This is a genomic window from Sinorhizobium sp. 7-81 (genome assembly GCF_030124405.1).
Classification (GTDB): Bacteria; Pseudomonadota; Alphaproteobacteria; order Rhizobiales; family Rhizobiaceae; genus Sinorhizobium; species Sinorhizobium psoraleae.
The window spans coordinates 400460-423997 of sequence record NZ_JASKLT010000001.1 but is presented as its reverse complement, the minus strand read 5'-3'; the positions used below and the strand labels follow the sequence as shown (position 1 = coordinate 423997).

The window sequence follows — 23538 nt, the reverse complement described above, 5'->3', positions numbered from 1 at the left end:
CATGTCCGGGCATATGACGTCAGATAAAGACAAAACGACTGTCGGGCGGCTGAAAAGCCGTCCGCAGTTCTTGGCCGTCAGAGCTGGAGAAAGCCGCAAAGGCCCGCTATTTCTCCTCGAAGTGCTCGACCGCAAGGATATGGAAGGTGACGCCCGCGTCGGCTTCACCGTTACCAAGAAGCACGGCAATGCCGTAGAGCGCAACCGAATGCGCCGACGCCTCAAAGAAGCAGTGCGGCTTTCAGCCGGGTTTGCAATGAAACCCGGACACGACTATGTGATTGTCGCCCGACGCGATCTGCTGCATGCCCCCTTCGACGCATTGACCCGGGCGCTTTGCGATCGCATCGAAAACAAGCCGAAACAGAAGCGGCCTTCGGCCGGTTCCAGGAAACCATGATGGAAAACAACCGCAATTATTTCGTCGCGATTGCACTGTCCGTGCTGATCCTCGTCGCTTGGCAATTTTTCTATGTCAATCCGAGGATCGAAAAGGACCGCATCGCTGCGGAACAGGCCCAGCAGGCACAACAGGCTCAACCCCAGGGCGGCACGCAGCAGGCGACTCCGGGGCAGGCGCTGCCCAGTGGCGCCGTTCCGGGCGAAAGCCGCGACCAGGCCGTCGCCAAGTCTGCACGCGTGGAAATCGACACGCCGGCGCTTGCGGGATCCATCAACCTGACCGGCGCGCGTTTCGACGACCTGAAGCTCAAGGGCTACCATGAGACGGTCAATCCGCAGAGCCCGGTCATTACCCTCTTCAGCCCGGCGGAAACCGCCGATGGCTATTTCACCGAACTCGGCTATGTCGGCAACGACGCGACCGGAACCGTGCCCGGCCCGCAGACCGTGTGGACGCTTTCCGGTGGCGACAAGCTGACCGCATCCACGCCGGTGACGCTGACCTACACCAACGACAAGGGCATCACCTTCACCCGGACGATTTCCGTCGACGACCGTTACATGTTCCAGGTCGTCGACAGCATCAAGAACGGCGCCGCAGAGCCGGTTTCGCTCTCCTCCTACGGCCGCGTAACGCGCTTCAACAAGCCGACGACCCCGAGCATCTACGTACTGCATGAGGGTTTCATCGGCGTGGCCGGCGACAACGGCCTGCAGGAATACGGCTATTCGAAGATCGAGGACGAGAAATCGGTCGAGCCCGGCAAGGCCACCGGCGGCTGGCTCGGCATCACCGACAAGTACTGGGCGGCGGCGATCGTTCCGCCGCAGGCAACGGCCTTCGACACCCGTTTCTCCCATTTCACCGATGGCCGCGCGCGCTACCAGAGCGACTACAAGGCGGATGCGGTGACGATCGCTCCGGGCCAGACTTCAGAGGTGAAGAACCTGGTCTTTGCGGGCGCCAAGGAAGTGCCTGTTATCGACAATTACGAGGCTGCCTATTCCATCCCGCAATTCGACCTGATGATCGACTGGGGCTGGTTCTACTTCATCACCAAGCCGATGTTCAAAATGATGGACTACTTCTATCGGCTGTTCGGCAATTTCGGCATAGCGATCCTGATCACCACGATCGTCGTCAAACTTCTCTTCTTCCCGCTCGCCAACAAGCAGTATGCGTCGATGGCGAACATGAAGAAAGTTCAGCCGAAAATGGAGGAACTGAAGAAGAAATTCGGTGACGACCGCATGGGCCTGCAGCAGGCGATGATGCAGCTCTACAAGGAAGAGAAGATCAATCCGCTCGCCGGCTGCTGGCCGATTCTCCTGCAGATCCCGGTGTTCTTCGCGCTTTACAAGGTGATCTACGTCACCATCGAGATGCGCCATGCGCCGTTCTTCGGCTGGATCCAGGACCTGTCGGCACCCGATCCGACAACGATCTTCAACCTGTTCGGACTTCTGCCTTTCGACGTCCCCCTCTTCCTGCATCTCGGCGTCTGGCCGATCATCATGGGCATCACCATGTTCCTGCAGATGCGCATGAACCCGACACCGCCGGACCCGACGCAGGCAATGCTGTTCACCTGGATGCCGGTGGTGTTCACCTTCATGCTGGCGTCCTTCCCGGCCGGCCTCGTCATCTACTGGGCCTGGAACAACACGCTGTCGATCATCCAGCAGTCGATCATCATGAAGCGTCAGGGCGTGAAGATCGAGCTCATCGAGAACCTCAAATCCCTGTTCACGAAGAAACCCAAACCGGCGGAATAGCCGCCGGACATCACTCCGCTTCAAAGCCCTGGATCGAAAGATCCGGGGCTTTTTCTTTCCTCATTCCGCTTTGCGACAACCGCCTGTCGCGAACGCCCGCGCCTGCAACCAGCAAGCAATCTATCGTCTGCCAGTTCCGATCCGGAAGCCGTTCATGTCGCAACCGACCGTACTGCCGAAATCCGCCGTGCCGGTGCAAGGCCGCGCAACCGGCATCGCGCTCGTTCTCGGCTCGGCGATCGTGTGGAGCTTCGGCGGCATGCTGGCGCGTTTTCTCGAAATCGACGACAGTTGGATCGTCGTCTTCTGGCGGTCGATCTTCGCCGCGTTATTTCTGCTCGGGTTCATGCTGGTCCGCGACGGCGCCTCGAACATGATGCGGCTCTTCCGCGACATGGGCTGGCCGGGCGTAGCCGTCGGTTGCTGCTTCGCGACGGCATCCACGAGTTTCGTGCTCGCACTTGCCTACACGACCGTCGCCAACATCCTGCTCGTTCAAGCGGGCGTGCCGCTCATCGCGACCCTCATCGGCCGGGTCGTATTCCGCGAAACCGTCTCATCGCTCACCTGGCTGGCAATCGCCGCGGTCATCGCCGGCGTCCTGGTGATGGTTTCCGGTTCGATTACCGGCGCGGTCTCACCGGTCGGGGATGCGCTTGCCCTGCTGATCGCATTCGCCTTTGCCTGCGCAACGGTCGTCACCCGCCGCTATGCCGATGTCCGCATGACGCCGGCGGCCTGTCTCGGCACACTCATTGCCGCCATGATCGCGGCAACACAGGCCTCGGGCTTTGCCGTCACTGCGGCCGAACTCGGGATCCTCGTCGCTTTCGGGGCGCTGAATTTCGGCCTCGGCCTCGCCTTATTCGTCACTGGCGCGAGGCTGCTTCCTTCGGCACTCGCAGCATTGCTTGGCACGGTCGAAACCGTGCTCGCACCTCTCTGGGTCGCCGTCATCCACGACGAAATTCCCCGCGCAAGCACCATTGTCGGCGGGTCGATCGTCCTCTTTGCCCTTTTTGCCTATCTCGCTATCGAACTCTGGCGGCAGCGCCGGCTGCGCTGAGGCTTTCCATATGGCCGTGAAGCCAGTGCAAAGCCGGCCAACGCTTGACAAGTCGGATCAAAACATTGAAGCCGACCGGGCAACGAGGAAAAATCGAGCGATGACCGAGAAGAAGAAAAACCGGAACGATTCCTCCGCTTTCGGCCGCCCGTGGATCTTTATCCGCGGCGTTCCTGCCATGAAGTTCCTGCCGCCCGAGGGCCCGCTGGAGATCGCCTTTGCCGGCCGCTCGAACGTCGGCAAATCGTCACTGATCAACGCCCTTGTCGGACAGAAGGGCCTCGCGCGCACATCGAATACGCCGGGCCGCACCCAGGAGCTCAACTATTTCGTGCCGGACGGCTATTCCGGCGAGGCCGGCGACCTGCCGCCGATGGCGCTCGTCGACATGCCTGGGTACGGCTATGCCCAGGCGCCCAAGGAGCAGGTCGACGCCTGGACCAAACTCGTCTTCGACTATCTGCGCGGCCGCTCGACGCTGAAGCGTGTCTACGTGCTGATCGACGCCCGTCACGGCATCAAGAAGAACGACGAAGAAGTGCTCGCGCTGCTCGACAAGGCTGCCGTTTCCTATCAGATCGTGCTCACCAAGACCGACAAGATCAAGGCGGCGGGCGTGCCTCGGCTGATCGCCGAAACGATCGAGAAGATCAAGAAACGCCCGGCCGCCTTTCCAGAGGTGCTATCGACCTCGTCGGAAAAGGGTGTCGGCATCGAGGAACTGCGCGCCGCGATCGATCTTGCGGTCACGCGCTGAGACCGGCGCGTTTGCCCGCGGACTAGCATATCCGACGACAAAGTCCTTGATCTTCGTCACTACCCCGACAGGCAAAGCGCTCTATCTCTGCGAGCGGCGGCATCCTTTTCGCCGGCCGGGCCAAGATCCAGGAGAGAGACATGTCCGATCTGATTGTCGTGGGATTCGATTCGATGGAAGAGGCCGACAGGGTTCTCTTGAAGCTGAACAGCCTGAGCAAGGAATATCTGGTCGATCTCGAAGATGCTGTCGTAGTCATGCGCGATGGCGAAGGCAAGGTGCATCTGAAGCAGAGCCTAAATCTCACTGCTGTCGGTGCGACCTCGGGCCTTCTTTCGGGTTCGCTCTGGGGTGGCCTCGTCGGCCTGCTTTTCCTCAATCCGCTCGCAGGCTTCGCGATCGGTGGCGCACTCGGTGCCGGCGCAGGGGCGCTTTCCGGCTCGCTCACCGACTACGGCATCGATGACGACTTCATCAAGTCGCTCGGCAGCACGATTCCGAACAACTCCTCGGCGCTCTTCATTCTGGTGCGCAAGGTGCAACCGGAGAAGGTGCTGGCCGAATTTTCGGGGCTGCGGGGCCGTGTGCTGAAAACGTCGCTCTCGCCCGAGCAGGAGCAGAAGCTCCAGGCCGCACTCTCCGACGTGCAGACACCTTCGCCGCAGGCGGGCACGTTTTAAGCGTTTGCTCTTCGTCGTTCCCTAACGACGCCTCATACGCGTCGGCCCCGCGCGTCACCGTCACGCGCAACAGACGCTGGTCACACGGCGGCCGGCGCAAATTTGAGCGCCAGCCCGTTGATGCAGTGCCGCTTGCCGGTCGGCGGCGGACCGTCGTCAAAAATGTGGCCGAGATGCCCGCCGCAGCGGCGGCAGTGGCATTCGGTCCTTGTCATGAACAGGGAATTGTCCTCGCGTGTGCCGACCGCGCCCGGGAGCGATTGCCAAAAGCTCGGCCAACCGGTGCCGCTGTCAAATTTGGCATCGGAGGAATAAAGCGCCAGGTCACATCCCGCGCAGTGGAAAATCCCCTTGCGTTTCTCGTTGTTGAGCGCGCTCGTGAAGGGCCGTTCCGTGTCCTCCTGCCGCAGGATGCTGTATTGCTCCGCTGTCAGGATCGCCCGCCACTCCTCGTCCGTCTTTGCGACCTCGAAAGTTTCACTGTTGGCCGCACGCGCGGCAGGCGCAAAGCCACGGGCGACCGTCCATGCGGCGAGCGCGGCGCCCGCCATCAGGAAATTGCGACGGTTCGTCATGAGAGCCTCCCGTCCGAAGACGCATTCGCCGTTGATGCTCCCGTTTTAGACTAGCGGACCGACGGAAGCGGGACAAAACAAAGTCCATCAAACCGCCGTGAGAGAGTCGCCACGCAGCAGAGCGCGGGTCGCGCGGGCGGCGGGTCGTGACCCGCCGCCCGCGATTGTCAACCTTTCGGCAGCAGCACCTTGTTGATGACGTGAATGACGCCGTTCGACTGTTTCACGTCGGCGATCGTTACCCAGGCCGTGCCGCCGGTTTCATCAGTCAGTCCGATCTTGCCGCCGTCGGTCTTGGCCTTCAGGACGCAACCGCCGATCGTCTTAAGGTCGTGTTCCCCGCCGTCGTCCTTGATCATCTCCGCGATCGTCGCCGACATCGCGTCGGCGGCGACGACATGGCACGTCAGAACGGTCGTAAGCTTGTCCTTGTTCTCAGGCTCCAGCAGCGTGTCGACCGTGCCGGCCGGCAGGGCCGCGAAGGCCGCGTTCGTCGGTGCGAAGACGGTAAAGGGTCCCTTGCCCTGCAGGGTCTCGACGAGACCGGCCGCCTTGACGGCCGCAACCAGCGTCGTGTGGTCCTTCGAGTTGATGGCATTTTCGACGATATTCTTCTCGGCATACATCGGCGCACCGCCCACCATCGGGTTCTCGGCGTAGGCGACGACCGCACCTGTCGTGAGCATGGAGGCGACGAGTGCCGAACGGATCACAAACCTGAACATTTCTCTCTTCCTTCCTATTGCGCTTGCCCGCTGAGATCACCTTGAAAGTGTCCGCTCGGGCGATTGCTGTTCCTTCCAGGGAACATTGACAAGCAACGGGAGGCGCGGAGAAAGAGTTTCAGGCGGCGCGCTCTGCTTCTATCAGTCTGAAAGACGACGTTTTTTTGCTGGAGGCTCTGCAGGCGCCGGCGTCCGCCTAGAGATGGCGAGCCTTGCCGGAGGCAATGACGGGACCCGTGGGTGAGCCGGTCGGCGAGCCGCCGAGCGGCTCGACGCTGACGGCAAGGGTCGCGTCCTCGATGAACTTCGTCCGCATTTCGGGCGGCACCAGGAGTTCGCCTTCGCCGGACTGCGGCAGTACTCCCAGCGAGATCGCCGGATTGCTGCCCTCGATCAGCCAGAGTTCGAGAGATTTCTCCTCCGCCTGCCGCGCCGCCACCGGCGTCAGCTTCAGGCTGCCGGATGTCCTGTCGAAACGGGCAACGAGATTGATGGTATTGCCTTCGCCGGAAAGCTCCGCCACCAGCGGCTGGCTTTGCGGCTCGCTGAAGAGGCCGACCATCGACGCGCCCATGATCACGACGGCAGCAAGCGAAGCGATGGCGAGGCTGCGCCAGAGAAGAAGCGAGTTCCAGAAGCCGACCGGAGGAGCGGCCGCCGGCGCAGGCGGAAAAATGCTGCGCTCCACGGCAGCAAGCACATGGGCTGGCGGCCTAACCGCTTCATAGGTATCGTCGAAGGAGGCGAGATTGTGTTGCCAGCGATCGACCATGGCGGCGAAATTCCGGTCCGATGCCATGCGCGCCTCGACCTTGCGGCGGTCCTCCGCCGACAGAACGCCGAGCACATATTCCCCGGCGATCACTTCGTCGCGGCGAAAATCTCCGCTCTCGGGATTCTGCGTCGTCATCGCTCCATGCACTCTCTCAGCTTCAGGAGGCTGCGTCTCAACCAGGTCCGCATCGTATTGAGCGGTACCGCGAACATCTCAGCCAGTTCCTGGTAGCTCAATCCTTCGACATAGGCTCGGCGCACCGCCTCGGCGCGATCCTTCTCGAGCTCCTCCATGCAGGCGTCGATCCGCCTGCCTTCTGACCGGACTGCAGCCGATCGTTCCGGATCTGGAGCAGGATCAGCCAAATCATAGGCCTCGTCAATCGCGTTTGCGACGGGTTTTCGCGCTCGGATGAGGTCGATCGCATGGTTGCGTGCGATTGCCGTGAGCCAGGACATCGGACTTGCCTGCCCGGTCGCGAAACGGTCGGCGCGTTGCCATACCTTGACGTAGATTTCCTGTAGCGCTTCTTCCGCTTCGCTGCGATCCTTGAGAATACGCAGACAAACGCCGAAGAGTTTCGGACTCGTCTGGCGATAGAGCGCCACAAAGGCATCGCGGTCTCTCAGGGCCACGCGGCTGAGCAGCGCGGAGATCTCCTCATCAGCCATGGCGATTGCGCCCCTCACGGCATCAAAGCATCACCATAGTAGGGTAGAGAGACCGCCAGAACCAGCAGGAGTGTCATTACCGCTTTATGTTGCCCGCCGATCATTCCATCCTTTCGGAACTTGCGTTTTCGCCATGAAAGGCTCTAAACAGCACCCGATATTTTCGAGGATCCGCCATGTCCGCATCAGAAAGTGAAATCCAGGCACGCCTGCTCACACAAGCGCTGCCCTACATGCAGCGTTACGAGAACAAGACGATCGTCGTCAAATATGGCGGCCATGCCATGGGCAATCCGGAACTGGGGCGCGCGTTCGCCAGCGACATCGCGCTTCTGAAACAGTCCGGTGTCAACCCGATCGTCGTGCATGGGGGCGGGCCGCAGATCGGCGCCATGCTGACAAAGATGGGTATCGAATCGAAATTCGAAGGCGGCTTGCGCGTTACCGACGAGAAGACCGTCGAGATCGTCGAGATGGTGCTTGCCGGGTCGATCAACAAGGAAATCGTCGCCCTCATCAACCAGACCGGAGAATGGGCGATCGGCCTTTGCGGCAAGGACGGCAACATGGTCTTCGCCGAAAAGGCGAAGAAGACCATTCGCGACCCCGACTCCAATATCGAACGCGTTCTCGATCTGGGCTTCGTCGGCGACGTGGTCGAGGTGGACCGCACCCTGATCGACCTGCTCGCTCGCTCGGAGATGATTCCGGTGATTGCACCGGTGGCGCCCGGCCGCGACGGCCACACCTACAATATCAACGCCGACACCTTCGCCGGCGCCATCGCCGGTGCGCTCAACGCGACCCGCCTGCTCTTCCTCACCGACGTTCCGGGCGTGCTCAACAAGCAGGGCGAATTGATCAAGGAACTGTCGGTGGCGCAGGCACGCGCGCTGATCGCCGATGGCACGATTTCCGGCGGCATGATCCCGAAGGTCGAAACCTGCATCGACGCTATCAAGGCTGGTGTGCAGGGCGTGGTCATTCTCAACGGCAAGACCGCCCATTCGGTCCTGCTCGAGATCTTCACCGAGCACGGCGCCGGCACGCTGATCGTGCCGTGATCGGCCATAAGAGCATCGTGAAGGTTACCTGACGGCGCTCTGGTAGATCTTCTCGGCCTCGGCACGCAACCGCTCGATCATGGCGCGATAGGGGAACGGCCCGTAGCTGACCCGGCCGACACCTGCCGCCGCGAGCGCGGCGAGGTCCGGCGCGCCCGGCTTCATCATCGCGTTCACCGGCAGCGGCGAGGCCGCACAAATCTTGCCGATCAGGCCCGCATCGGCCAACCCCGGCACGAAGAAACCACTGGCGCCGGCCTCGGCATAGGCTTTGCCGCGCGCGATTGCCTCGTCGAGCAGCCCTGCATGGCGCGCTGCATCGCTCTCCTGAAGGAAAAGATCGGTGCGAGCATTGATGAACAGCGCTAGGCCGCGACGCTCCGCCATCTCACGGATAGCTCGGATGCGTGAGGCCTGCTTTTCGATGGCATGGACACCGCCCTTGCCGACCACCTGGTCCTCGAAATTGATGCCGATCGCGCCGGCATCGAGCAACTGAGCGACGTTCGCCGCCCCCTGGGCCGCGTCCTCCGCATAGGCGCCTTCGAAGTCGACCGAAAGAGGCAGGTCCGTCGCGCCGACGATCAGCCGAACGATTTCCAGCAGGAGCGCGAGCGGTATCTTTTCGCCGTCGCCAAAGCCCTGCGCCGCCGCGACCGACCAGCTTCCGGTGGCAAGCGCCTTTGCACCGGCTTCGGCCACGCAACGGGCGCTGCCCGCATCCCAGATATTGTACAGAACGACCGGGTCGCCCTTGCGATGCAGCGCTGCAAAGGCAAGCGCCTTTTCCTGTTGATTCATCCGACATCCTCCGCAAACAATCCAACGGGTTTCATTTTTCCTTCGTGCCGCAACAGCCATTGCTTTCGCCGAAGACCGCCGCCGTAGCCGGTCAGCGATCCATCCGCGCCGATGCAACGGTGGCAAGGGATGACGATCGCGATGCGGTTGGCGCCATTTGCCTTGGCGACTGCCCGCACCGCCTGGAGCGTGGCGACCTCTCGCGCGATATCGCTGTAGGATCGCGTCTCGCCCAACGGTATTTCCAAAAGCTTTGCCCAGACCTGTCGCTCGAAGGCGCTCCCGTCGAGCGCCAGAGGCGTGCGGAAATTGCCTGATTCTCCGGAAAAATAGGCATTCAGTTCCGCCTCGATCTGGTCGATCGGCGGCGTCCTGCCCCGTGCGACCGCGGACCGCGTCTTGCGCTTCAGGCTTTCCATTTCGGTTTGCAGGGCCTTGCGGTCGTGGAATTCGAGCAGATGAAGATGCGTCTTGTCTGCGACCGCTATCATTGGCCCGAGCGGCGTTTCAATCGTATCGGCAAATAGCAACTGGCGACCCTGCGACATGGCGGGCACCTCCCCTATCAGCTTCGCGAAAGCGGTACGAAAGCCGCTCGGCGAGTCATAACCGGCATCGATCTGTGCTTCAATAACGCTTGCGCCGGCCGAAAGCTGACGGGCGGCCTCGCCCACCCGCCGCTGACGAGCGAGGTCGAGGAAGGTAACCCCAAACGCCCGCTTGAAGGCGCGACGCACGGTCGATGGATCGAACCCGTGGAGGAAAAGATCGTCCTCCGTCCAGCGACGGTCCGGAGATCGATCGAGCAGTTTCAGAAGGTCGTTGACCAGCGGCTCCTTCTCAGAAGGCTGGCCCAGCGGGCGACATCGCTCGCAGGGGCGGAAACCGGAATTGATGCAGGCGGCGATGCTGTCGAAAAACAGCGTGTTTTCCCGCTTCGGCTTGCGGGCAGGACAGGAGAGCCGGCAGAAGATGCCGGTGCTCTTGACGCAGACGAAGGCCTGGCCCTCGTAATCCGCGCTTCGGGCCAGAAGCGCGTCGTAAAGGATATCGTCGTTCGGCAGATCGAAAAGCATGGCGCAGTTGTAGCACCCGACGGACGGCTCGTCCGCCGAAATTCGGGCGTTTATTTCGGGCGCCTTAGAGATTCCGCTTTCAGGTGGAATCACCGAAAGCGGATAAGATGCTCTAGACTCAAAGTGCTAGAGCGTCCTTTGTGCGTTCATTTGAACGCATGGCGCTCTAGACAACGATCAGCATCACGACGCCGAGCACGATCAACAGGCAGCCGAGTAATTCGAGGCGGTTGATCCACTCGCGGAAGACGAAGAAGGACGAGGCGAAGGTGAAGAGCATTTCGACCTGCGCCACCACCTTGACGATCGCCGCCTGCTGCAAGGTCATCGCCATGAACCAGCCGAACGACGCCGAGGCGCCGACAAAGCCGACGACGAAGGCAGGCCTCCATGCCGCACCGATACGTTGCAACTCCTCCGGCTCGCGGACGACGATCCAGACGAGCATCACGACCGTCTGCAGCAGGATGACGAAGCCGAGCGTGAAACTCGCCTGCATCATGTAATCCGGCGCAGGCAGGCTAGGCGCAAGCGCCAGCGAGGCGGATCGATAGGAAACGGCCGAGAGCCCGAAGAACGTGCCGGACATAAGGCCTATCGCGGCGGTGCGGCTGAAAACCGAGGTCAGCAAAGACCGCGCGCTGAGCGTGGTGCGGGCAACGGAAATAAGCATGACGCCGACCACCGAAATGCCGATCGCAACCAGCGCGCCCTGGCTCGCTTTCTCGCCCAGGAAGATCAGGCCGAAGAGGGCTGCCTGCGCCGGTTCGGTGCGAGAATAGGCCGTACCGACGGCAAAGTTGCGAAAGGAGAAGAGATGGACGAGCAGGAAGGTCGCAGCGATCTGCGCCAGCCCGCCGACAACTGCCCATTGAAAAAACGTGGCGTTCGGAACCGGCAGGGGGTGCCCGGCGAAACGCCAGAGGACCACGAGATAGAAGAGCGCGAACGGCAGGCCGAAGCCGAAGCGCACGAAGGTCGCGCCGGTGGTGCCCATGACGCCCTTCAGGTGCTTCTGCATGGCGGAGCGGACGTTCTGAAGGAAGGCCGCGGTGATGGTGATGAGGACCCAGGTTTCCATGGAATGCGAGCTAGCACGCAGGTCCGGACATTGCCAAGAACTCCGTACAGCCACCGCTGCTTCAGTCCGGCTTTTCCTGAACCTCCGGCGGGTAAATGGCCTGACTGAATTTAAGCGCCGGCCCCTCCTGCTCGAATGTCTTCACGCGATGGTCGTAGTTCGGCGAGATTGTGCCCAGCACGCGATCCCAGAACGAGAAATAGTTGCCGTAATTGTACCGGAACCCCGAATGATGCTGATCATGGAAGGTCGTGCACAACAGGGGGGACGGATAACGTGCTGTCGATGAGGCGAAATACTCGAATCCACAGTGCCCGAACATGCCGTTGAAATGTTCGAACAGTCTTTGGCCGATGAGAATCGTCGGCGGAAACGGGACGGCGAAAACGATGACGGCTGAAAAACCCTGCAACAGAAAGTTGTCGAAAACATCCTCCGAATAGGTGCTCCAGATCGTCGGTGCGATACTTTTATGATGGAGTGCGTGCAGGGGGTAGAGCCATTTGGTGTGCAGCAGCCGGTGCATGAAATAGAACCAGCTATCGTAGAGGAACAGGCACAGGACAAAGAGCGGCACCGCCGCCCACCAGTTGAAGGCCCAGGGCGCCGGCGCCCAGCCCTTCTGCTGGGCGTACAGGCCGATTGCCAGCGGCAGACTGGCGCTGAACATTGACGCCAGGCTCTGGCGGATTTCCGCCTTGCGGCGCTTGTCGGAACCGCGTCCCTTCTGAATCTTTCGCTCAGGATTGCGGTCGTTGACCCAGGTCAGGCCGTGGCCAAGGGCGAAATAGGTAACGACAGTCGTAGCGTAGAATCCGAACAGAAACAGTAGATAGAACAGTTCGTCCGACATTGGCACCTGCAGCCCCGAGCCAAAACCGCGCCAGCCGCAAGATGCCATGCCGATTTGGCAATTCAAAGTGGAATGTGTGCGTCGGCAGAACAGCCCGGGGCGCATTTTCTCGTTTGCCGCCGCCCATACCCATGTCATAACCCGGCCATGAAAAAGCTCGACCGCCTCCCGAACCATGCCGAGTTCGCCCATGTCACAGACTGGGTCTTCGACCTCGACAACACGCTCTATCCGCACCACGTCAATCTCTTCGCGCAGATCGACCGCAACATGACGGCCTATGTCGCCGAGCTTCTGTCGCTCGAGCCGGCGGAAGCGAAGAAGCTGCAGAAGGAATATTATCGCGATCACGGCACGACCCTGCAGGGGCTGATGATCCATCACGGCGTCGATCCGAACGACTTCCTGCAGAGGGCGCATGCGATCGACTACAGCGTGGTTCCGGCCGATCCCGCGCTCGGCGAGGCGATCAAGGCGCTGCCTGGCCGCAAGTTCATCTTTACCAATGGCAGCGTCCACCATGCTGAGATGACGGCGCGCGCGCTCGGTATTCTCGACCATTTCGACGACATCTTCGACATCGTCGCCGCCAATTTCATCCCGAAGCCCGCGGGCGATACTTACGACAAGTTCATGGGCCTTCACCGCGTCGACACCCGCAACGCGGTGATGTTCGAGGATCTGCCGCGCAACCTCCTGGTCCCGAAGGCACTCGGGATGAAGACGGTGCTGCTCGTGCCACAAAATCTCGAATACGAATTCGCCGAAGCGTGGGAGACATCGAGCGACGCCGACGAACAGATCGACTACGTCACCGAGGATCTGGCGGGGTTCCTGCGGCGGGTTGTGGCGCCGTCCTGACGCAACACAATTCAACCAAGGAAAAACCGCTTTTCCGTACTGCATGTTTCTTAAATCGTAGGATTTAAGGATGAAAACATGCAGCGATCAAAGTACTACAGCGTCCTTTGCGCGTCTGATACGACGCGCGGCGCTGTAGAGACTTAAATTACCAAAGTTTAACTGGTGCCGGCGTCGCGCGTGCCTATCCTTCAGTCAGGATAACTGATCGAAAGGAAGCATGATGCGCAGCAGGACTTTCATATTCGGCGCCACCATCCTCGCGGTGGCAGCGACCGGACTTTCGGCACCCTCGTTTGCCGCAAAGGCCAAGCTTACGCCCGAACAGCGAGCCGAGCGCATGATCAAGCGTCTCGACACAAGCGGCGATTCCAAGGTTTCGCTCCAGGAACTCCAGGCGCGGATCTCGGCCAATTTCAAGAGCTTCGACGCCAATGGCAATGGTGAGATCAGCCGCGAGGAGATGGAGGCAAAGCGCCAGGCATTTCGCGAGGCGCGCAAGACCTGGCGCGAAGCCCGGGCCAAGACCGGCGCCGAGCGCGAAGAGGCGATCGCCAAGCTCCGGGAGATGCGCCCCGCCATGCTGCCAGGCATGCGGCCGCGCGCTTTCGCCCGCGTCGATGCCGACGGCAACGGATCGCTGAGCGCAACGGAAGTGGCAGGTGCCGCGGAGAGGATGTTCAAGCGCCGCGACCGGAACGGCGACGGCTTGATCGACGCCGCCGATTTTACCAGAAAGGTGTGAGGCGACTCGTCTCGCCCTCTCCGGACCGAGGAAGGGCGAGACGGCCCATCTAGGCTAGCGTCGGCCCGATGCCATCGGGATCGATCGCGGGTCGACCGTTTCGTAGAAGCCGGCAATGATCTCCCAGGCCTCTTCCGCGGTCTCGACGAAATGAACGAGATCGACATCGTTCGGCGCAATCGTGCCGAATTCGGCCAAAGCCTCGAAATTGATGATGGTGCGCCAGAACTTTTCACCGAAGAGGATAAGCGGCACCAGGGCCAGACGGCCCGTCTGCATCAGGGTCAGCGTTTCGAACAATTCGTCGAGCGTACCAAAGCCACCCGGAAACACCGTCACCGCCTTCGCGCGCAGCAGGAAGTGCATCTTGCGGATCGCAAAATAGTGGAAATTGAATGACAAGTCCGGCGTCACGAAACGGTTTGGCGCCTGCTCGTGTGGCAGCACGATGTTGAGGCCGATCGAAGGGGCGCCGGCGTCCGCCGCACCGCGGTTTCCCGCCTCCATCACCCCCGGACCACCGCCGGTGACGATGACATATTCCTTGTGGCCGAGCTTGGCGGACTGCTCCGAGCAGATCCGCGCGAATTTGCGAGCCTCGTCGTAGTAGATCGATGCCGCTTCGAGGTTCTTGCGCTGTGTATCGTTCTTGGCCGCCCAGGCCTCGCCGCCCGGCTCGGGGATGCGCGCGCCGCCGAACATCACCACGGTCGAATTGATCCCCCGCTCCTCGAGCATCATCTCCGTCTTCAGGAGCTCGAGCTGCAGACGCACCGGCCGCAGTTCCTCGCGGCAGAGAAAATCATCGTCGACATAGGCGAGACGATAGGTCGGCGAGGCCGACTGCGGCGTCAGCGGCACGGTCGAGGCACGCAGCCTGCTCTGTGCGCTGTCTGCCAGCGGATCCCAGACCCCATCCTTACGGCGCAGATTGCGCTTCTTCATACGTGCCATATTTCATCTTCCCGTCGCGTTTCGAACAGACGGCATCTCGTCCGGACGCGCCCTGTCGTGTTTCCTCGGTCATAGAGGCGTCCCTACTGCCGGAAACACGGAAGTTTGCCAAGTCCTGCTGAGAGGTCGGAGCCAAAAGCGCTTCAACTTTTCAGATTTATGCCTCTACAGCGCAACGCGTCATCGAGACGCGTGAGATCGCTGTAGCACTTTGAATTGCTGCATAACTTTGTCCTCAAATCGGTTCCGATTTAAGTAATTATGCAGTAGAGCTTGCACGACAACGCCGAACATAAGGAATTCCGATGACGACCCACGACCTCGCCTCCCTGTCGCAGACCATCGAGACCGCCTTCGACGATCGCGAAGCCGTCAACACCGGAACTCGCGGCGCGGTCCGCGAAGCCGTCGAAGCGGCGCTGAACCTGCTCGACAGCGGCAAGGTACGCGTTGCCGAGCGCGGCGAGGATGGCACCTGGACCGTCAATCAATGGCTGAAGAAGGCCGTTCTCCTCTCTTTCCGGCTGAACCCGATGGAACTCGTCAGAGGCGGGCCCGGCGAGGCGGTCTGGTGGGACAAGGTTGCCTCCAAGTTCGACGGCTGGAGCGTCAACGAATTCGAGAAGGCCGGGTTCCGCGCCGTGCCGAACTGCGTCGTCCGCCGCTCGGCCTATATCGCGCCGAACGCGATCCTGATGCCGTCGTTCGTCAATCTTGGCGCCTATGTCGGCGAAGGCACGATGGTCGACACTTGGGCGACCGTCGGCTCCTGCGCCCAGATCGGCAAGCACGTGCACCTTTCAGGCGGCGTCGGCATCGGCGGCGTGCTGGAGCCGATGCAGGCGGGGCCGACGATCATCGAGGACAATTGCTTCATCGGCGCGCGCTCGGAGGTCGTCGAGGGCTGCATCGTCCGCGAGGGTTCGGTCCTCGGCATGGGTGTCTTCATCGGCAAGTCGACCAAGATCGTCGACCGCGCGACGGGCGAAGTGACATACGGCGAAGTGCCGCCCTATTCCGTCGTCGTCGCAGGCTCGATGCCATCAAGCTCGACTATGGCAAACGGCCAGCCTGCCCCGAACCTCTATTGCGCGGTCATCGTCAAGCGCGTCGACGAGAAGACGCGCGCCAAGACCGGCATCAACGAATTGCTCAGAGACTGACGTCATGGCCGAGGAGGGGCGGCAGCCGAGCATGACCTGGCTGTTCTTCAGCCCCTCCGGCCGCATCGGCCGCCTGCCCTTCTTCCTGTCCTGGCTCTTCTGGTTCTTCGTTGGCGGCGTCTTCCTCATGCAGATGCTGAAAAACGAAAACGAGGACACGGCATTGGCGCTCTGGACACTGGCGCTCGTCGTCTCAGGCGTCCTTTCGACCGTCTCCATCGCCATGCTGGCTATCAAGCGCCTGCATGACATCGGTTATCCGGGCCCGCTTGCTCTCTGCCTCTTCATTCCCGTGCTGAGCCCGATCGTCTTCATCGCGCTCTGCCTGTGGCCGGGCGCGAAGGGCGAGAACGACTTCGGCGGCCCTAGCAACGGTCCGAGGCGGTAAAGATTCCGCCTGTACATTAGCGTTCCTGCCGCGTATGTAGCGCGCCATGAACAGGCCCGCGACGTGTTGGCCGCGGCAATCGCCTGATGACGACCTGATCCCATGTCCGCTCGTCCGTCGGCGTGAAGACCGAAATCCGAAAGACAAGATATGACTGAGTTCGAAGGGATCGCGCCCGCGATCGCCGAGGCGTTGGCAAAACGCGGTTACAACGAACTGACGCCAGTGCAGAAGGCGATGCTCGATCCGGCGCTCGATGGCGCGGACGCGCTGGTTTCAGCCCAGACCGGTTCCGGCAAGACCGTGGCATTCGGACTGGCGCTGGCCCCGACGCTGCTGGAGGATAGACAGCGTTTTAGCGCGGCGAGCGCTCCGCTTGCCCTCGTCATCGCCCCCACGCGCGAACTGGCGCTGCAGGTCAAGCGCGAACTCGAATGGCTCTATGAAGTGGCAGGCGCCACCCTCGCCTCCTGCGTCGGCGGCATGGATATGCGCAACGAGAAGCGTGCGCTCGAACGCGGCGCCCATATCGTCGTCGGCACGCCGGGGCGGCTCTGCGACCATATCCGCCGGGATTCGCTCGACATATCGGCACTACGCGCCGTGGTCCTGGACGAGGCAGACGAAATGCTGGACCTCGGCTTCCGCGAGGATCTGGAATTCATTCTCGAAACGGCGCCGGCCGACCGCCGCACGCTGATGTTCTCGGCCACCGTCCCGCGCTCGATCGCGACGCTTGCCAAGAACTATCAGCGCGATGCCGTCCGCATCAGCACCGCATCCGAACAGAAACAGCATGGCGATATCGAATATCGTTCGCTGGTCGTCGCCCCGAGCGACCGGGAAAATGCGATCATCAATGTGCTTCGTTACTACGAGGCGCGGAACGCGATCGTCTTCTGTTCGACCCGCGCCGCGGTCAATCACCTGACGGCCCGCTTCAACAATCGCGGCTTCTCGGTGGTGGCGCTCTCCGGCGAACTCAGCCAGAACGAACGTACCCACGCGCTGCAGGCCATGCGCGACGGCCGCGCCCGTGTCTGTATCGCGACCGATGTTGCGGCACGCGGCATCGACCTGCCGGGCCTGGAACTGGTAATCCACGCCGATCTGCCGACCAATCCCGAGACCTTGCTGCATCGAAGCGGACGCACGGGGCGTGCGGGCCAGAAGGGCGTTAGCGCGCTGATCGTCCCCGTCAATGCGCGCCGCAAGGCCGAAAGGCTTCTGGAAAATGCGCGCATCACCGCGACTTGGGCGAAACCGCCGTCGGCGGACGAGGTTACGAGCCGCGACGATGAGCGCATCGTCGCGGACCCGGCATTCGACGAACCGCTTCGCGAGGACGAGCAGGCAATCGTGCGCGCCCTGATCGACCGCCACGGTGCAGAGAAGCTGGCGGCGGCCTTTGTGCGGCAATTCCGCTCCGGTCGCTCCGCGCCGGAAGACCTCGCCAATGTCTCGTTCGGCGACGACCGCAGGAAGAGTCCGCGCGATGCTGCCGCCATACCGCGCGACGATTTCGACGCACCGCGCGCCGACTTCACCGACGGCAGGTGGTTTTCGCTCTCTGTCGGCCGCAAGCAGAACGCCGAGCCGCGCTGGCTGATCCCGATGCTCTGCCGTCACGGCAAACTTTCGAAGCGCGACATCGGCGCGATCCGGATGCAGCCGGAGGAGACCTACGTCGAGTTGACTGCCGAAGGCGCCGAACGCTTCCTCTCGGCGATCGGTCCGAACCGCACGCTGGAAAAGGGCATTCGCGTCAAGGCGCTCCCGGGCACCCCGGATCTCTCCCAGCCGCGACCGGAGAAAACCGCCTTCGCCAAGAAGCAGTCGCCTGACGCTGCACGCGAGGATTTCAAGCCGAAGCGCAAGTTCGAAAAGAAGCCGCCCTTTAGCCAGGATGCACGTCTTGAAAAACGGGACGAAAAGCACCGGACCAAGAAGGGCAAGCCCGAAGCGCAAAAGGACGCGGGCGGGTTCAAGCCCAAGCCGAAACGCGCCAACGCCAAGAACCGGCAGCACTAGCTAGCCGGCCTGATACCTTCGTTGATACGCGTCGCATTCTTGTCTCGGCGGGAACGCGGCGCGCGAACGCCGGCCGGGAGACTGCGGAGCCCTATGGCGAGCGCATTGCGCGGCGCGAAAGTACCTGCGTCTCTCGAACATGGTTCGATGAATACCAGCACTGCGTGTGCCTCAGAGATGTTTTTCTCCAAAACATGCATATCACGCCGCTGACATTCTCTTTGCGGGTCGATCTCGCACGTTTCCTCCTCGAAAAGCGCCACGATTGCGTTATTCTGCGCAAAACAAACGCACAGCCGCAAAGGAGCAGACCATGAGCCTCCGTATCAACCAGACAGCCCCCGACTTCACCGCCGAGACCACCCAAGGCACGATCAATTTCCATGAATGGATCGGCGACGGCTGGGCCGTTCTCTTCTCCCATCCGAAGAATTTCACGCCCGTCTGCACCACGGAACTTGGTGCCATGGCGGGAATCGAAAGCGAATTCCGCAAGCGTGGCGTCAAGATCATCGGCATCTCAGTCGATCCCGTCGAAAGCCACAGCAAATGGAAGAACGACATCAAGGTCGCAACCGGCTTCGACGTCGAGTATCCGCTGATCGGCGATCGGGACCTCAAGGTAGCCAAGCTCTACGACATGTTGCCGGCCGACGCCGGTGATACGGCGGAGGGCCGCACACCGGCCGACAATGCGACCGTTCGGTCGGTCTACGTCATCGGTCCGGACAAGAAGATCAAGCTGATCCTCACCTATCCGATGACGACCGGCCGCAACTTCAACGAGATCCTGCGCGCTATCGATTCGATCCAGTTGACCGCCAAGCACCAGGTGGCGACACCGGCGAACTGGCAGCAAGGTGAGGACGTCATCATCACCGCGGCGGTGTCCAACGAGGACGCGATCCAGCGCTTCGGCTCCTTCGATACGGTCCTGCCCTATCTCCGGAAGACGAAACAGCCGACCGCATAACGTCAGCGGCTCAGGCATCCGAATATGCGGCCCATGAAGCGCCCACGCGGCATTCATGGGCCGTCGGTTTTTTTGAAGGCCGGTCCGCCCGGGCTCAGGCCTCCAGAAACCGCAGCCCTGCTACGGCAACGATGATCATCGCGATGCAGACGAGGCGAAGCCAGGACACCGGGTCACCGAAAAGCACGATGCCGAGCACGGTGATGCCCACGGATCCGATGCCGGTCCAGGCGGCATAGGCGGTGCCGGCCGGCAGCTCGCGCATCGCGATCGTCAGGAGGTAAACGCTGGCGAGTGCCGCCGCGACACCGATGATGCTTGGAACGAGCCGCGTCCAGCCTTCGGCATATTTCAGCGCAAGGCCCATGACGATTTCGACGGCGCTCGCCGCCAGCAGAGTGATCCATGCCATTGCTATCTCCATCCGGATTTTCAAGTCTGGACCCAATCTGGTAGGATAGGCACCTAAGGGCAATTACGCACCTTTTGGTAACTATCAAAATGTCTTTAGATTCGGCAAAGAAATGCGCGGCTTCGACGCCGAGCGTCTTCGACCCGACCTGCTCATCGCGCCACGCGCTGGAGCTTGTCGCCAGCAAATGGGCGATGCTGATCATCTCCGCCCTGGATGAGGGGCCGATGCGCAATGCCGCGCTGATGCGCAAGCTCGGCGATGTGTCGCAGAAGATGCTGACGCAGACGCTCAAAGAACTGGAGCGCAACGGGCTTGTGATCCGCGACGACAAACAGACCGTGCCGCCGCACGTCGAATACCGCCTGAGCGCGGTCGGGCGGTCGCTGAGCGATACGCTTGTCGTTCTGGACCGCTGGGCCGAAACCCATTTCGGGGAACTCGATGCAGCGCGCGAGCACTATGACGCGGAACGCCGCGATTGAGCCGCGGGACACCGCGTCAAGCTTCGCTCTGTCTACGCGCCATCCATCTGCGACTGTGCGATCACCTTCACCGCCCAATCAGCGAAAACCCGCAGCCGGCTGCTCAAATGCCGGTTGGGTGGATAGACGAGATAGATCGGCGCCGGTTCGATCTGCCAATCGGCGAGCACCGGCCTCATCGCACCGGACTGCAGATCGTCGCGCACCATGAAGCGTGGTGCCTGGACGACTCCGAGCCCTGCCCGCGCGGCGGCAAGATAGGTCGTCGCTTCGTTTGCCGCGACAGCGTAACGGCCCTTGACCTCGATCTCCTCATTTCCTCGCTTGAAATGAATCGGCATCGGCTGCCCGGTCTGCGGCCGGAAATAACCGACGACATAGCAATTCCTCTCGAGGTCGGCCGGATGCTGCGGCGTCGAGTGGCGATCGAGATAGGCCGGTGACGCGCAGGCGATGAAGCTCATTTCCGTAATGCGCCTGGCGATCAGCGACTGGTCGGTCAGCGTGCCCACGCGGATCGCACAATCGACGTTTTCGGCGACATAGTCGATCGTCCGATCCGAAACGCCGAGATCGATCTGGATGTCGGGATATTTCTTGTGGAACTCAGGTAGCGCGGGAAGGATAACGAGGTTGGCGATCGCACTCGCCATTTCGACCCGCAACCGCCCCTTCGGCAGGCTCTGCGCGCTCGACAGGCTGCCGTCAAGTTCGTCGAGATCGGAAACAAGGCGGGCCGCTCGTTCGTAATAGAGTGCGCCGTCGGGCGTCACCAGAACGCGCCGCGTCGTACGGTTGAGCAATTTGGTGCTTAGGTGCGCTTCCAACCCCTGGATGAGGTTGGTCACCGTCGCCTTCGGCATGTTGAGCGATACGGATGCCCGGGTAAAATTGCCGGTCTCCACCACTCGAAGAAAAGCGCGCATGGCCGTGAGCTGGTCCATTTTCAATAACCGAATTGTTCGAAATACCGAATAGTGTAATCAGAACCCGCCGACTATTCCAGACGAAAGACAATGTTATGCTGCAAACATCGCGGGCTGTCCCTCATCTAGGGATTGCCCTATGGCAGAGACAAGAGAGATGAACACGCATTTTACGGAAGAGACGATGCAGACGGCCCACGGGGCGTGCCGCGCGCGCGTCTACCGAGGCGCGTCGTTGCTCGTTCCACCTCCGGTCGTGCTTCATTTTCACGGCGGGTCCTTCGTCGGGGAATCGGTCGCGGCCGGCGAGAAAGTTGCGAGCGCGCTTGCCGCCGCTGGGGCCGTGGTCATTTCGCCGGAATATCCTTCGGCGTGCCTCAGCCCGTTCCCGGCAGCGCTCGAGGCTTCATACGCCATGCTGTCGTCGATGCGCAGCCGCTGTCCGCAGTTCGCGCACAAGAAGTCGATGCTGTTCGTTGCCGGGGAGGAAGCGGGCGGAAATCTCGCAGCCGGCCTGGCACTGATGGCACGCGACCAGTTTCTCTCGGACCTCAAGGGGCAGATCCTGCTGTCGCCCCTGCTTGATCCTTGCATGGCAACGGCGTCGTTCCGCAAATTCTGTCCGCAGAGTTCGGTGCAGTCCATCGCCGAAGGCTGGCAACGCTATCTCGGTGAACGCAGCGGGCTGACCCACCCCTACGCGGCCCCCGGGTATTGCACGCGATTGCAGGGGCTCGTTCCAGCCCTCGTCATCACCAGCGAGCAATGTCCGATGCATGACGAAACGGAGGCCTATGCGGAGCGCCTTCGCCAGGCCGGCGTCCCGGTGAAAATGCACGTCCTGCCGGGGGGCGCCACCTGGCTGCCTGCAAACACCTCGTCGCAGGAAAACTGGCCCGCGCAGGAACAGACCATATCCGGCATTTTCTCCCGCTTCTTCCAGGACGCAGGGGCGAAGCCAAACTCGCAGATGAAAACGAACTAGGCCGGCTCCCAACCGGCAAGGAGAAAACATGACGTCGACCGTTACCCGCCGGGTCCTTTGGGGCGCCGGCCTGAGCATCCTATTGTCCATCGCCGGGGGAACCGCCGTGTTCTTCGGCGTGCCCTATCGGTACAAGGCTGACGCCGCGACTGAAACAGCCGCGGCGCCGCCCGCGGTCCCCGTTTCGGTTGCGAAGGCGGAATCCCGGCGGATCACGACCTGGGAGAGCTTTTCCGGGCGGCTCGAAGCGATCGAGCGCGTCGAGGTGCGTCCCCGCGTTGGCGGCGCCATTCTAAAATCGCATTTCCGTGAAGGCGCACTGGTGGAGAAGGGAGACCTTCTCGTAACCATCGACCCAGAACCTTATGCCGCCGCCGTCGAGCGTGCAGAGGCTCAGGTCGCCGCGGCCGAGGCGCGGGTGGCGCTCGCGAAAACCGAGCTCGATCGCGGCCGCAAGCTGGTCACCACGAGCGCGATACCGCAAAGCGGAGTCGACCAGCGCTTAAGCGTTTTCGACGAGGCTCAGGCGAATGTCCGTTCGGCAAAGGCGGCGCTGCGTTCCGCCCGGCTGGACCTGCAATATACGGAAGTCCGCGCACCGATCTCCGGCCGCGTCGGCAGGCTCGAAGTGACGGCCGGCAACCTGGTCGCCGCCGGCTCCGCCTCGCCGGTCCTGACCACGCTCGTCTCGATCGACCCGATCTATGCGAGCTTCAACGTCAGCGAGGAAGTGGTCGCGGCGGCTCTCGCCAAGCTCTCCGCTTCGGCGGCCGGCAGCGCGATCGAGAGCATCCCCGTGCAGATCGGCACCGCCGCCGACGAGGGAACGCCGATCGGTGGCCACATCCAGCTCATCAACAACGAAGTCGATGCTGCAACCGGCACCATCCGCGTGCGGGCGGCGCTCAACAACGCCGACAGCAGGCTGATTCCGGGACAGTTCGTCCGCATCCGCATCGGCGATCCGGCTCCCGCGGAAAAGCTGGTGATCAGCGACCGTGCCATCGGCTCGGACCAGGACAAGAAGTTTGTGCTGGTCGTCGGCGCCGACAACAAGATCGAGTACCGCCAGGTAACACTCGGACCGACCGCCGATGGTCTTCGGATCGTCGAAGCCGGGCTGAAGCCGGGCGAGAGCATCGTCGTCAATGGGCTGCAGCGCGTCCGACCGGGCGTCCTCGTTGCCCCGCAGCCGGCCGAGGAAGCGACCGCTTCGATCGCCAAGCGATAGTTGAACGCGCCGCCTCGCCTCTCTCGAGGGGACGCGCGGCGGCGCCCGACCGAACATCAAAGTGCATGCTTCCACGCTCGCG

Annotated in this window: 26 protein-coding genes; 15 read left to right on the top strand and 11 right to left on the bottom strand. The window is 61.9% G+C overall.

The features are described 5' to 3' along the window. Position 1 precedes the first annotated feature (1 nt). The 5 genes from rnpA to QN224_RS02050 all read left to right on the top strand — a co-directional run bounded on the left by rnpA (position 2) and on the right by QN224_RS02050 (position 4681). Complete coding sequence (gene rnpA / locus QN224_RS02070) at positions 2–400, top strand: ribonuclease P protein component (protein ID WP_173511057.1); 399 nt, start codon at positions 2–4, stop codon at positions 398–400. Next, positions 400–2178 (top strand): membrane protein insertase YidC, encoded by a 1779-nt coding sequence (yidC, locus tag QN224_RS02065; RefSeq protein ID WP_283975362.1) that lies wholly within the window; start codon positions 400–402, stop codon positions 2176–2178. Before rnpA ends, yidC begins: the two co-directional genes overlap by 1 nt. Positions 2179–2332: 154 nt before the next feature. Continuing rightward, positions 2333–3244, top strand: a complete 912-nt coding sequence (locus QN224_RS02060; protein ID WP_283975361.1) for a DMT family transporter — start codon at positions 2333–2335, stop codon at positions 3242–3244. 100 nt (positions 3245–3344) lie between these two features. Beyond that, the gene (gene yihA / locus QN224_RS02055) at positions 3345–4001 is read left to right on the top strand and encodes a ribosome biogenesis GTP-binding protein YihA/YsxC (protein ID WP_173511060.1); all 657 of its coding nucleotides are present in this window, start codon (positions 3345–3347) and stop codon (positions 3999–4001) included. Positions 4002–4141: 140 nt separating this feature from the next. Continuing rightward, complete coding sequence (locus tag QN224_RS02050) at positions 4142–4681, top strand: DUF1269 domain-containing protein (RefSeq protein WP_283975360.1); 540 nt, start codon at positions 4142–4144, stop codon at positions 4679–4681. Between the two features lie 80 nt (positions 4682–4761). Here QN224_RS02050 and msrB read toward each other — a convergent pair whose 3' ends face one another. The 4 genes from msrB to QN224_RS02030 all read right to left on the bottom strand — a co-directional run bounded on the left by msrB (position 4762) and on the right by QN224_RS02030 (position 7427). Continuing rightward, positions 4762–5256, bottom strand: coding sequence for a peptide-methionine (R)-S-oxide reductase MsrB (msrB, locus tag QN224_RS02045; RefSeq protein WP_283975359.1), 495 nt, complete (start codon positions 5254–5256; stop codon positions 4762–4764). A 167-nt stretch (positions 5257–5423) separates the two neighbouring features. Then, entirely contained in the window at positions 5424–5981 is a 558-nt protein-coding gene (locus QN224_RS02040) for a fasciclin domain-containing protein (protein WP_283975358.1), read from the bottom strand. Between the two features lie 196 nt (positions 5982–6177). Continuing rightward, a complete protein-coding gene (locus QN224_RS02035) occupies positions 6178–6891 on the bottom strand; it encodes an anti-sigma factor (protein WP_283975357.1) in 714 nt (237 codons plus the stop codon). After that, positions 6888–7427 carry a sigma-70 family RNA polymerase sigma factor gene (locus QN224_RS02030; RefSeq protein WP_283975356.1) on the bottom strand — a complete coding sequence of 180 codons (540 nt, stop codon included), beginning with the start codon at positions 7425–7427 and terminating at the stop codon, positions 6888–6890. The genes QN224_RS02035 and QN224_RS02030 overlap by 4 nt, the downstream gene beginning before the upstream one ends. 176 nt (positions 7428–7603) lie before the next feature. Here QN224_RS02030 and argB point away from each other — a divergent pair, with 176 nt between their 5' ends. Next, positions 7604–8491: an acetylglutamate kinase gene (argB, locus tag QN224_RS02025; protein ID WP_173511066.1), complete on the top strand. Its 888-nt coding sequence runs from the start codon at positions 7604–7606 to the stop codon at positions 8489–8491. Between the two features lie 24 nt (positions 8492–8515). Here argB and QN224_RS02020 read toward each other — a convergent pair whose 3' ends face one another. The 4 genes from QN224_RS02020 to QN224_RS02005 all read right to left on the bottom strand — a co-directional run bounded on the left by QN224_RS02020 (position 8516) and on the right by QN224_RS02005 (position 12494). Next, a complete protein-coding gene (locus tag QN224_RS02020) occupies positions 8516–9292 on the bottom strand; it encodes an isocitrate lyase/phosphoenolpyruvate mutase family protein (protein ID WP_283975355.1) in 777 nt (258 codons plus the stop codon). Continuing rightward, complete coding sequence (locus QN224_RS02015) at positions 9289–10368, bottom strand: trifunctional transcriptional activator/DNA repair protein Ada/methylated-DNA--[protein]-cysteine S-methyltransferase (RefSeq protein WP_283975354.1); 1080 nt, start codon at positions 10366–10368, stop codon at positions 9289–9291. The genes QN224_RS02020 and QN224_RS02015 overlap by 4 nt, the downstream gene beginning before the upstream one ends. 166 nt (positions 10369–10534) lie before the next feature. Next, entirely contained in the window at positions 10535–11449 is a 915-nt protein-coding gene (locus QN224_RS02010) for a DMT family transporter (RefSeq protein WP_283975353.1), read from the bottom strand. A 61-nt stretch (positions 11450–11510) separates the two neighbouring features. Further along, positions 11511–12494 carry a sterol desaturase family protein gene (locus tag QN224_RS02005; protein ID WP_283975352.1) on the bottom strand — a complete coding sequence of 328 codons (984 nt, stop codon included), beginning with the start codon at positions 12492–12494 and terminating at the stop codon, positions 11511–11513. On the opposite strand from QN224_RS02005, the gene QN224_RS02000 reads away from it, so the two are divergent. Continuing rightward, positions 12450–13163, top strand: coding sequence for a pyrimidine 5'-nucleotidase (locus QN224_RS02000; RefSeq protein WP_283975351.1), 714 nt, complete (start codon positions 12450–12452; stop codon positions 13161–13163). The two genes, QN224_RS02005 and QN224_RS02000, sit on opposite strands and share 45 nt — an antisense overlap. 223 nt (positions 13164–13386) lie before the next feature. Continuing rightward, positions 13387–13908, top strand: coding sequence for a hypothetical protein (locus QN224_RS01995; protein WP_283975350.1), 522 nt, complete (start codon positions 13387–13389; stop codon positions 13906–13908). Positions 13909–13962: 54 nt separating this feature from the next. Here QN224_RS01995 and QN224_RS01990 read toward each other — a convergent pair whose 3' ends face one another. Next, a complete protein-coding gene (locus tag QN224_RS01990) occupies positions 13963–14862 on the bottom strand; it encodes an LOG family protein (protein ID WP_283975349.1) in 900 nt (299 codons plus the stop codon). Between the two features lie 305 nt (positions 14863–15167). On the opposite strand from QN224_RS01990, the gene dapD reads away from it, so the two are divergent. The 4 genes from dapD to QN224_RS01970 all read left to right on the top strand — a co-directional run bounded on the left by dapD (position 15168) and on the right by QN224_RS01970 (position 19417). Next, positions 15168–16025, top strand: coding sequence for a 2,3,4,5-tetrahydropyridine-2,6-dicarboxylate N-succinyltransferase (gene dapD / locus QN224_RS01985; RefSeq protein ID WP_269278754.1), 858 nt, complete (start codon positions 15168–15170; stop codon positions 16023–16025). Between the two features lie 4 nt (positions 16026–16029). Beyond that, positions 16030–16413: a DUF805 domain-containing protein gene (locus QN224_RS01980; protein WP_283975348.1), complete on the top strand. Its 384-nt coding sequence runs from the start codon at positions 16030–16032 to the stop codon at positions 16411–16413. 150 nt (positions 16414–16563) lie between these two features. Beyond that, complete coding sequence (locus tag QN224_RS01975; protein ID WP_283975347.1) at positions 16564–18444, top strand: DEAD/DEAH box helicase; 1881 nt, start codon at positions 16564–16566, stop codon at positions 18442–18444. A 313-nt stretch (positions 18445–18757) separates the two neighbouring features. Then, complete coding sequence (locus tag QN224_RS01970) at positions 18758–19417, top strand: peroxiredoxin (protein ID WP_173511076.1); 660 nt, start codon at positions 18758–18760, stop codon at positions 19415–19417. A 94-nt stretch (positions 19418–19511) separates the two neighbouring features. Here QN224_RS01970 and QN224_RS01965 read toward each other — a convergent pair whose 3' ends face one another. Then, complete coding sequence (locus QN224_RS01965) at positions 19512–19829, bottom strand: multidrug efflux SMR transporter (protein ID WP_283975346.1); 318 nt, start codon at positions 19827–19829, stop codon at positions 19512–19514. An 89-nt stretch (positions 19830–19918) separates the two neighbouring features. Here QN224_RS01965 and QN224_RS01960 point away from each other — a divergent pair, with 89 nt between their 5' ends. Continuing rightward, on the top strand, positions 19919–20314 hold the full coding sequence (locus QN224_RS01960) for a helix-turn-helix domain-containing protein (protein ID WP_283975345.1): 396 nt from the start codon (positions 19919–19921) through the stop codon (positions 20312–20314). A gap of 32 nt (positions 20315–20346) precedes the next feature. On the opposite strand, the gene QN224_RS01955 is transcribed toward QN224_RS01960, so the two are convergent. Next, positions 20347–21258, bottom strand: coding sequence for a LysR family transcriptional regulator (locus QN224_RS01955; protein WP_283975344.1), 912 nt, complete (start codon positions 21256–21258; stop codon positions 20347–20349). A gap of 139 nt (positions 21259–21397) precedes the next feature. On the opposite strand from QN224_RS01955, the gene QN224_RS01950 reads away from it, so the two are divergent. Together QN224_RS01950 and QN224_RS01945 are read left to right on the top strand one after the other, a co-directional pair. Continuing rightward, positions 21398–22225 (top strand): alpha/beta hydrolase, encoded by an 828-nt coding sequence (locus QN224_RS01950; RefSeq protein ID WP_283976081.1) that lies wholly within the window; start codon positions 21398–21400, stop codon positions 22223–22225. A 28-nt stretch (positions 22226–22253) separates the two neighbouring features. After that, positions 22254–23456 carry an efflux RND transporter periplasmic adaptor subunit gene (locus QN224_RS01945; protein WP_283975343.1) on the top strand — a complete coding sequence of 401 codons (1203 nt, stop codon included), beginning with the start codon at positions 22254–22256 and terminating at the stop codon, positions 23454–23456. Positions 23457–23538 lie beyond the last annotated feature (82 nt).

Bases quoted from the DNA above. Each gene is read 5' to 3' on its own strand.
- rnpA (WP_173511057.1), top strand. From the start codon at position 2: ATGTCCGGGCATATGACGTCAGATAAAGACAAAACGACTGTCGGGCGG.
- yidC (WP_283975362.1), top strand. From the start codon at position 400: ATGGAAAACAACCGCAATTATTTCGTCGCGATTGCACTGTCCGTGCTG.
- QN224_RS02060 (WP_283975361.1), top strand. From the start codon at position 2,333: ATGTCGCAACCGACCGTACTGCCGAAATCCGCCGTGCCGGTGCAAGGC.
- yihA (WP_173511060.1), top strand. From the start codon at position 3,345: ATGACCGAGAAGAAGAAAAACCGGAACGATTCCTCCGCTTTCGGCCGC.
- QN224_RS02050 (WP_283975360.1), top strand. From the start codon at position 4,142: ATGTCCGATCTGATTGTCGTGGGATTCGATTCGATGGAAGAGGCCGAC.
- msrB (WP_283975359.1), bottom strand. From the start codon at position 5,256: ATGACGAACCGTCGCAATTTCCTGATGGCGGGCGCCGCGCTCGCCGCA.
- QN224_RS02040 (WP_283975358.1), bottom strand. From the start codon at position 5,981: ATGTTCAGGTTTGTGATCCGTTCGGCACTCGTCGCCTCCATGCTCACG.
- QN224_RS02035 (WP_283975357.1), bottom strand. From the start codon at position 6,891: ATGACGACGCAGAATCCCGAGAGCGGAGATTTTCGCCGCGACGAAGTG.
- QN224_RS02030 (WP_283975356.1), bottom strand. From the start codon at position 7,427: ATGGCTGATGAGGAGATCTCCGCGCTGCTCAGCCGCGTGGCCCTGAGA.
- argB (WP_173511066.1), top strand. From the start codon at position 7,604: ATGTCCGCATCAGAAAGTGAAATCCAGGCACGCCTGCTCACACAAGCG.
- QN224_RS02020 (WP_283975355.1), bottom strand. From the start codon at position 9,292: ATGAATCAACAGGAAAAGGCGCTTGCCTTTGCAGCGCTGCATCGCAAG.
- QN224_RS02015 (WP_283975354.1), bottom strand. From the start codon at position 10,368: ATGCTTTTCGATCTGCCGAACGACGATATCCTTTACGACGCGCTTCTG.
- QN224_RS02010 (WP_283975353.1), bottom strand. From the start codon at position 11,449: ATGGAAACCTGGGTCCTCATCACCATCACCGCGGCCTTCCTTCAGAAC.
- QN224_RS02000 (WP_283975351.1), top strand. From the start codon at position 12,450: ATGAAAAAGCTCGACCGCCTCCCGAACCATGCCGAGTTCGCCCATGTC.
- QN224_RS02005 (WP_283975352.1), bottom strand. From the start codon at position 12,494: ATGGGCGAACTCGGCATGGTTCGGGAGGCGGTCGAGCTTTTTCATGGC.
- QN224_RS01995 (WP_283975350.1), top strand. From the start codon at position 13,387: ATGCGCAGCAGGACTTTCATATTCGGCGCCACCATCCTCGCGGTGGCA.
- QN224_RS01990 (WP_283975349.1), bottom strand. From the start codon at position 14,862: ATGGCACGTATGAAGAAGCGCAATCTGCGCCGTAAGGATGGGGTCTGG.
- dapD (WP_269278754.1), top strand. From the start codon at position 15,168: ATGACGACCCACGACCTCGCCTCCCTGTCGCAGACCATCGAGACCGCC.
- QN224_RS01980 (WP_283975348.1), top strand. From the start codon at position 16,030: ATGGCCGAGGAGGGGCGGCAGCCGAGCATGACCTGGCTGTTCTTCAGC.
- QN224_RS01975 (WP_283975347.1), top strand. From the start codon at position 16,564: ATGACTGAGTTCGAAGGGATCGCGCCCGCGATCGCCGAGGCGTTGGCA.
- QN224_RS01970 (WP_173511076.1), top strand. From the start codon at position 18,758: ATGAGCCTCCGTATCAACCAGACAGCCCCCGACTTCACCGCCGAGACC.
- QN224_RS01965 (WP_283975346.1), bottom strand. From the start codon at position 19,829: ATGGCATGGATCACTCTGCTGGCGGCGAGCGCCGTCGAAATCGTCATG.
- QN224_RS01960 (WP_283975345.1), top strand. From the start codon at position 19,919: ATGTCTTTAGATTCGGCAAAGAAATGCGCGGCTTCGACGCCGAGCGTC.
- QN224_RS01955 (WP_283975344.1), bottom strand. From the start codon at position 21,258: ATGGACCAGCTCACGGCCATGCGCGCTTTTCTTCGAGTGGTGGAGACC.
- QN224_RS01950 (WP_283976081.1), top strand. From the start codon at position 21,398: ATGAACACGCATTTTACGGAAGAGACGATGCAGACGGCCCACGGGGCG.
- QN224_RS01945 (WP_283975343.1), top strand. From the start codon at position 22,254: ATGACGTCGACCGTTACCCGCCGGGTCCTTTGGGGCGCCGGCCTGAGC.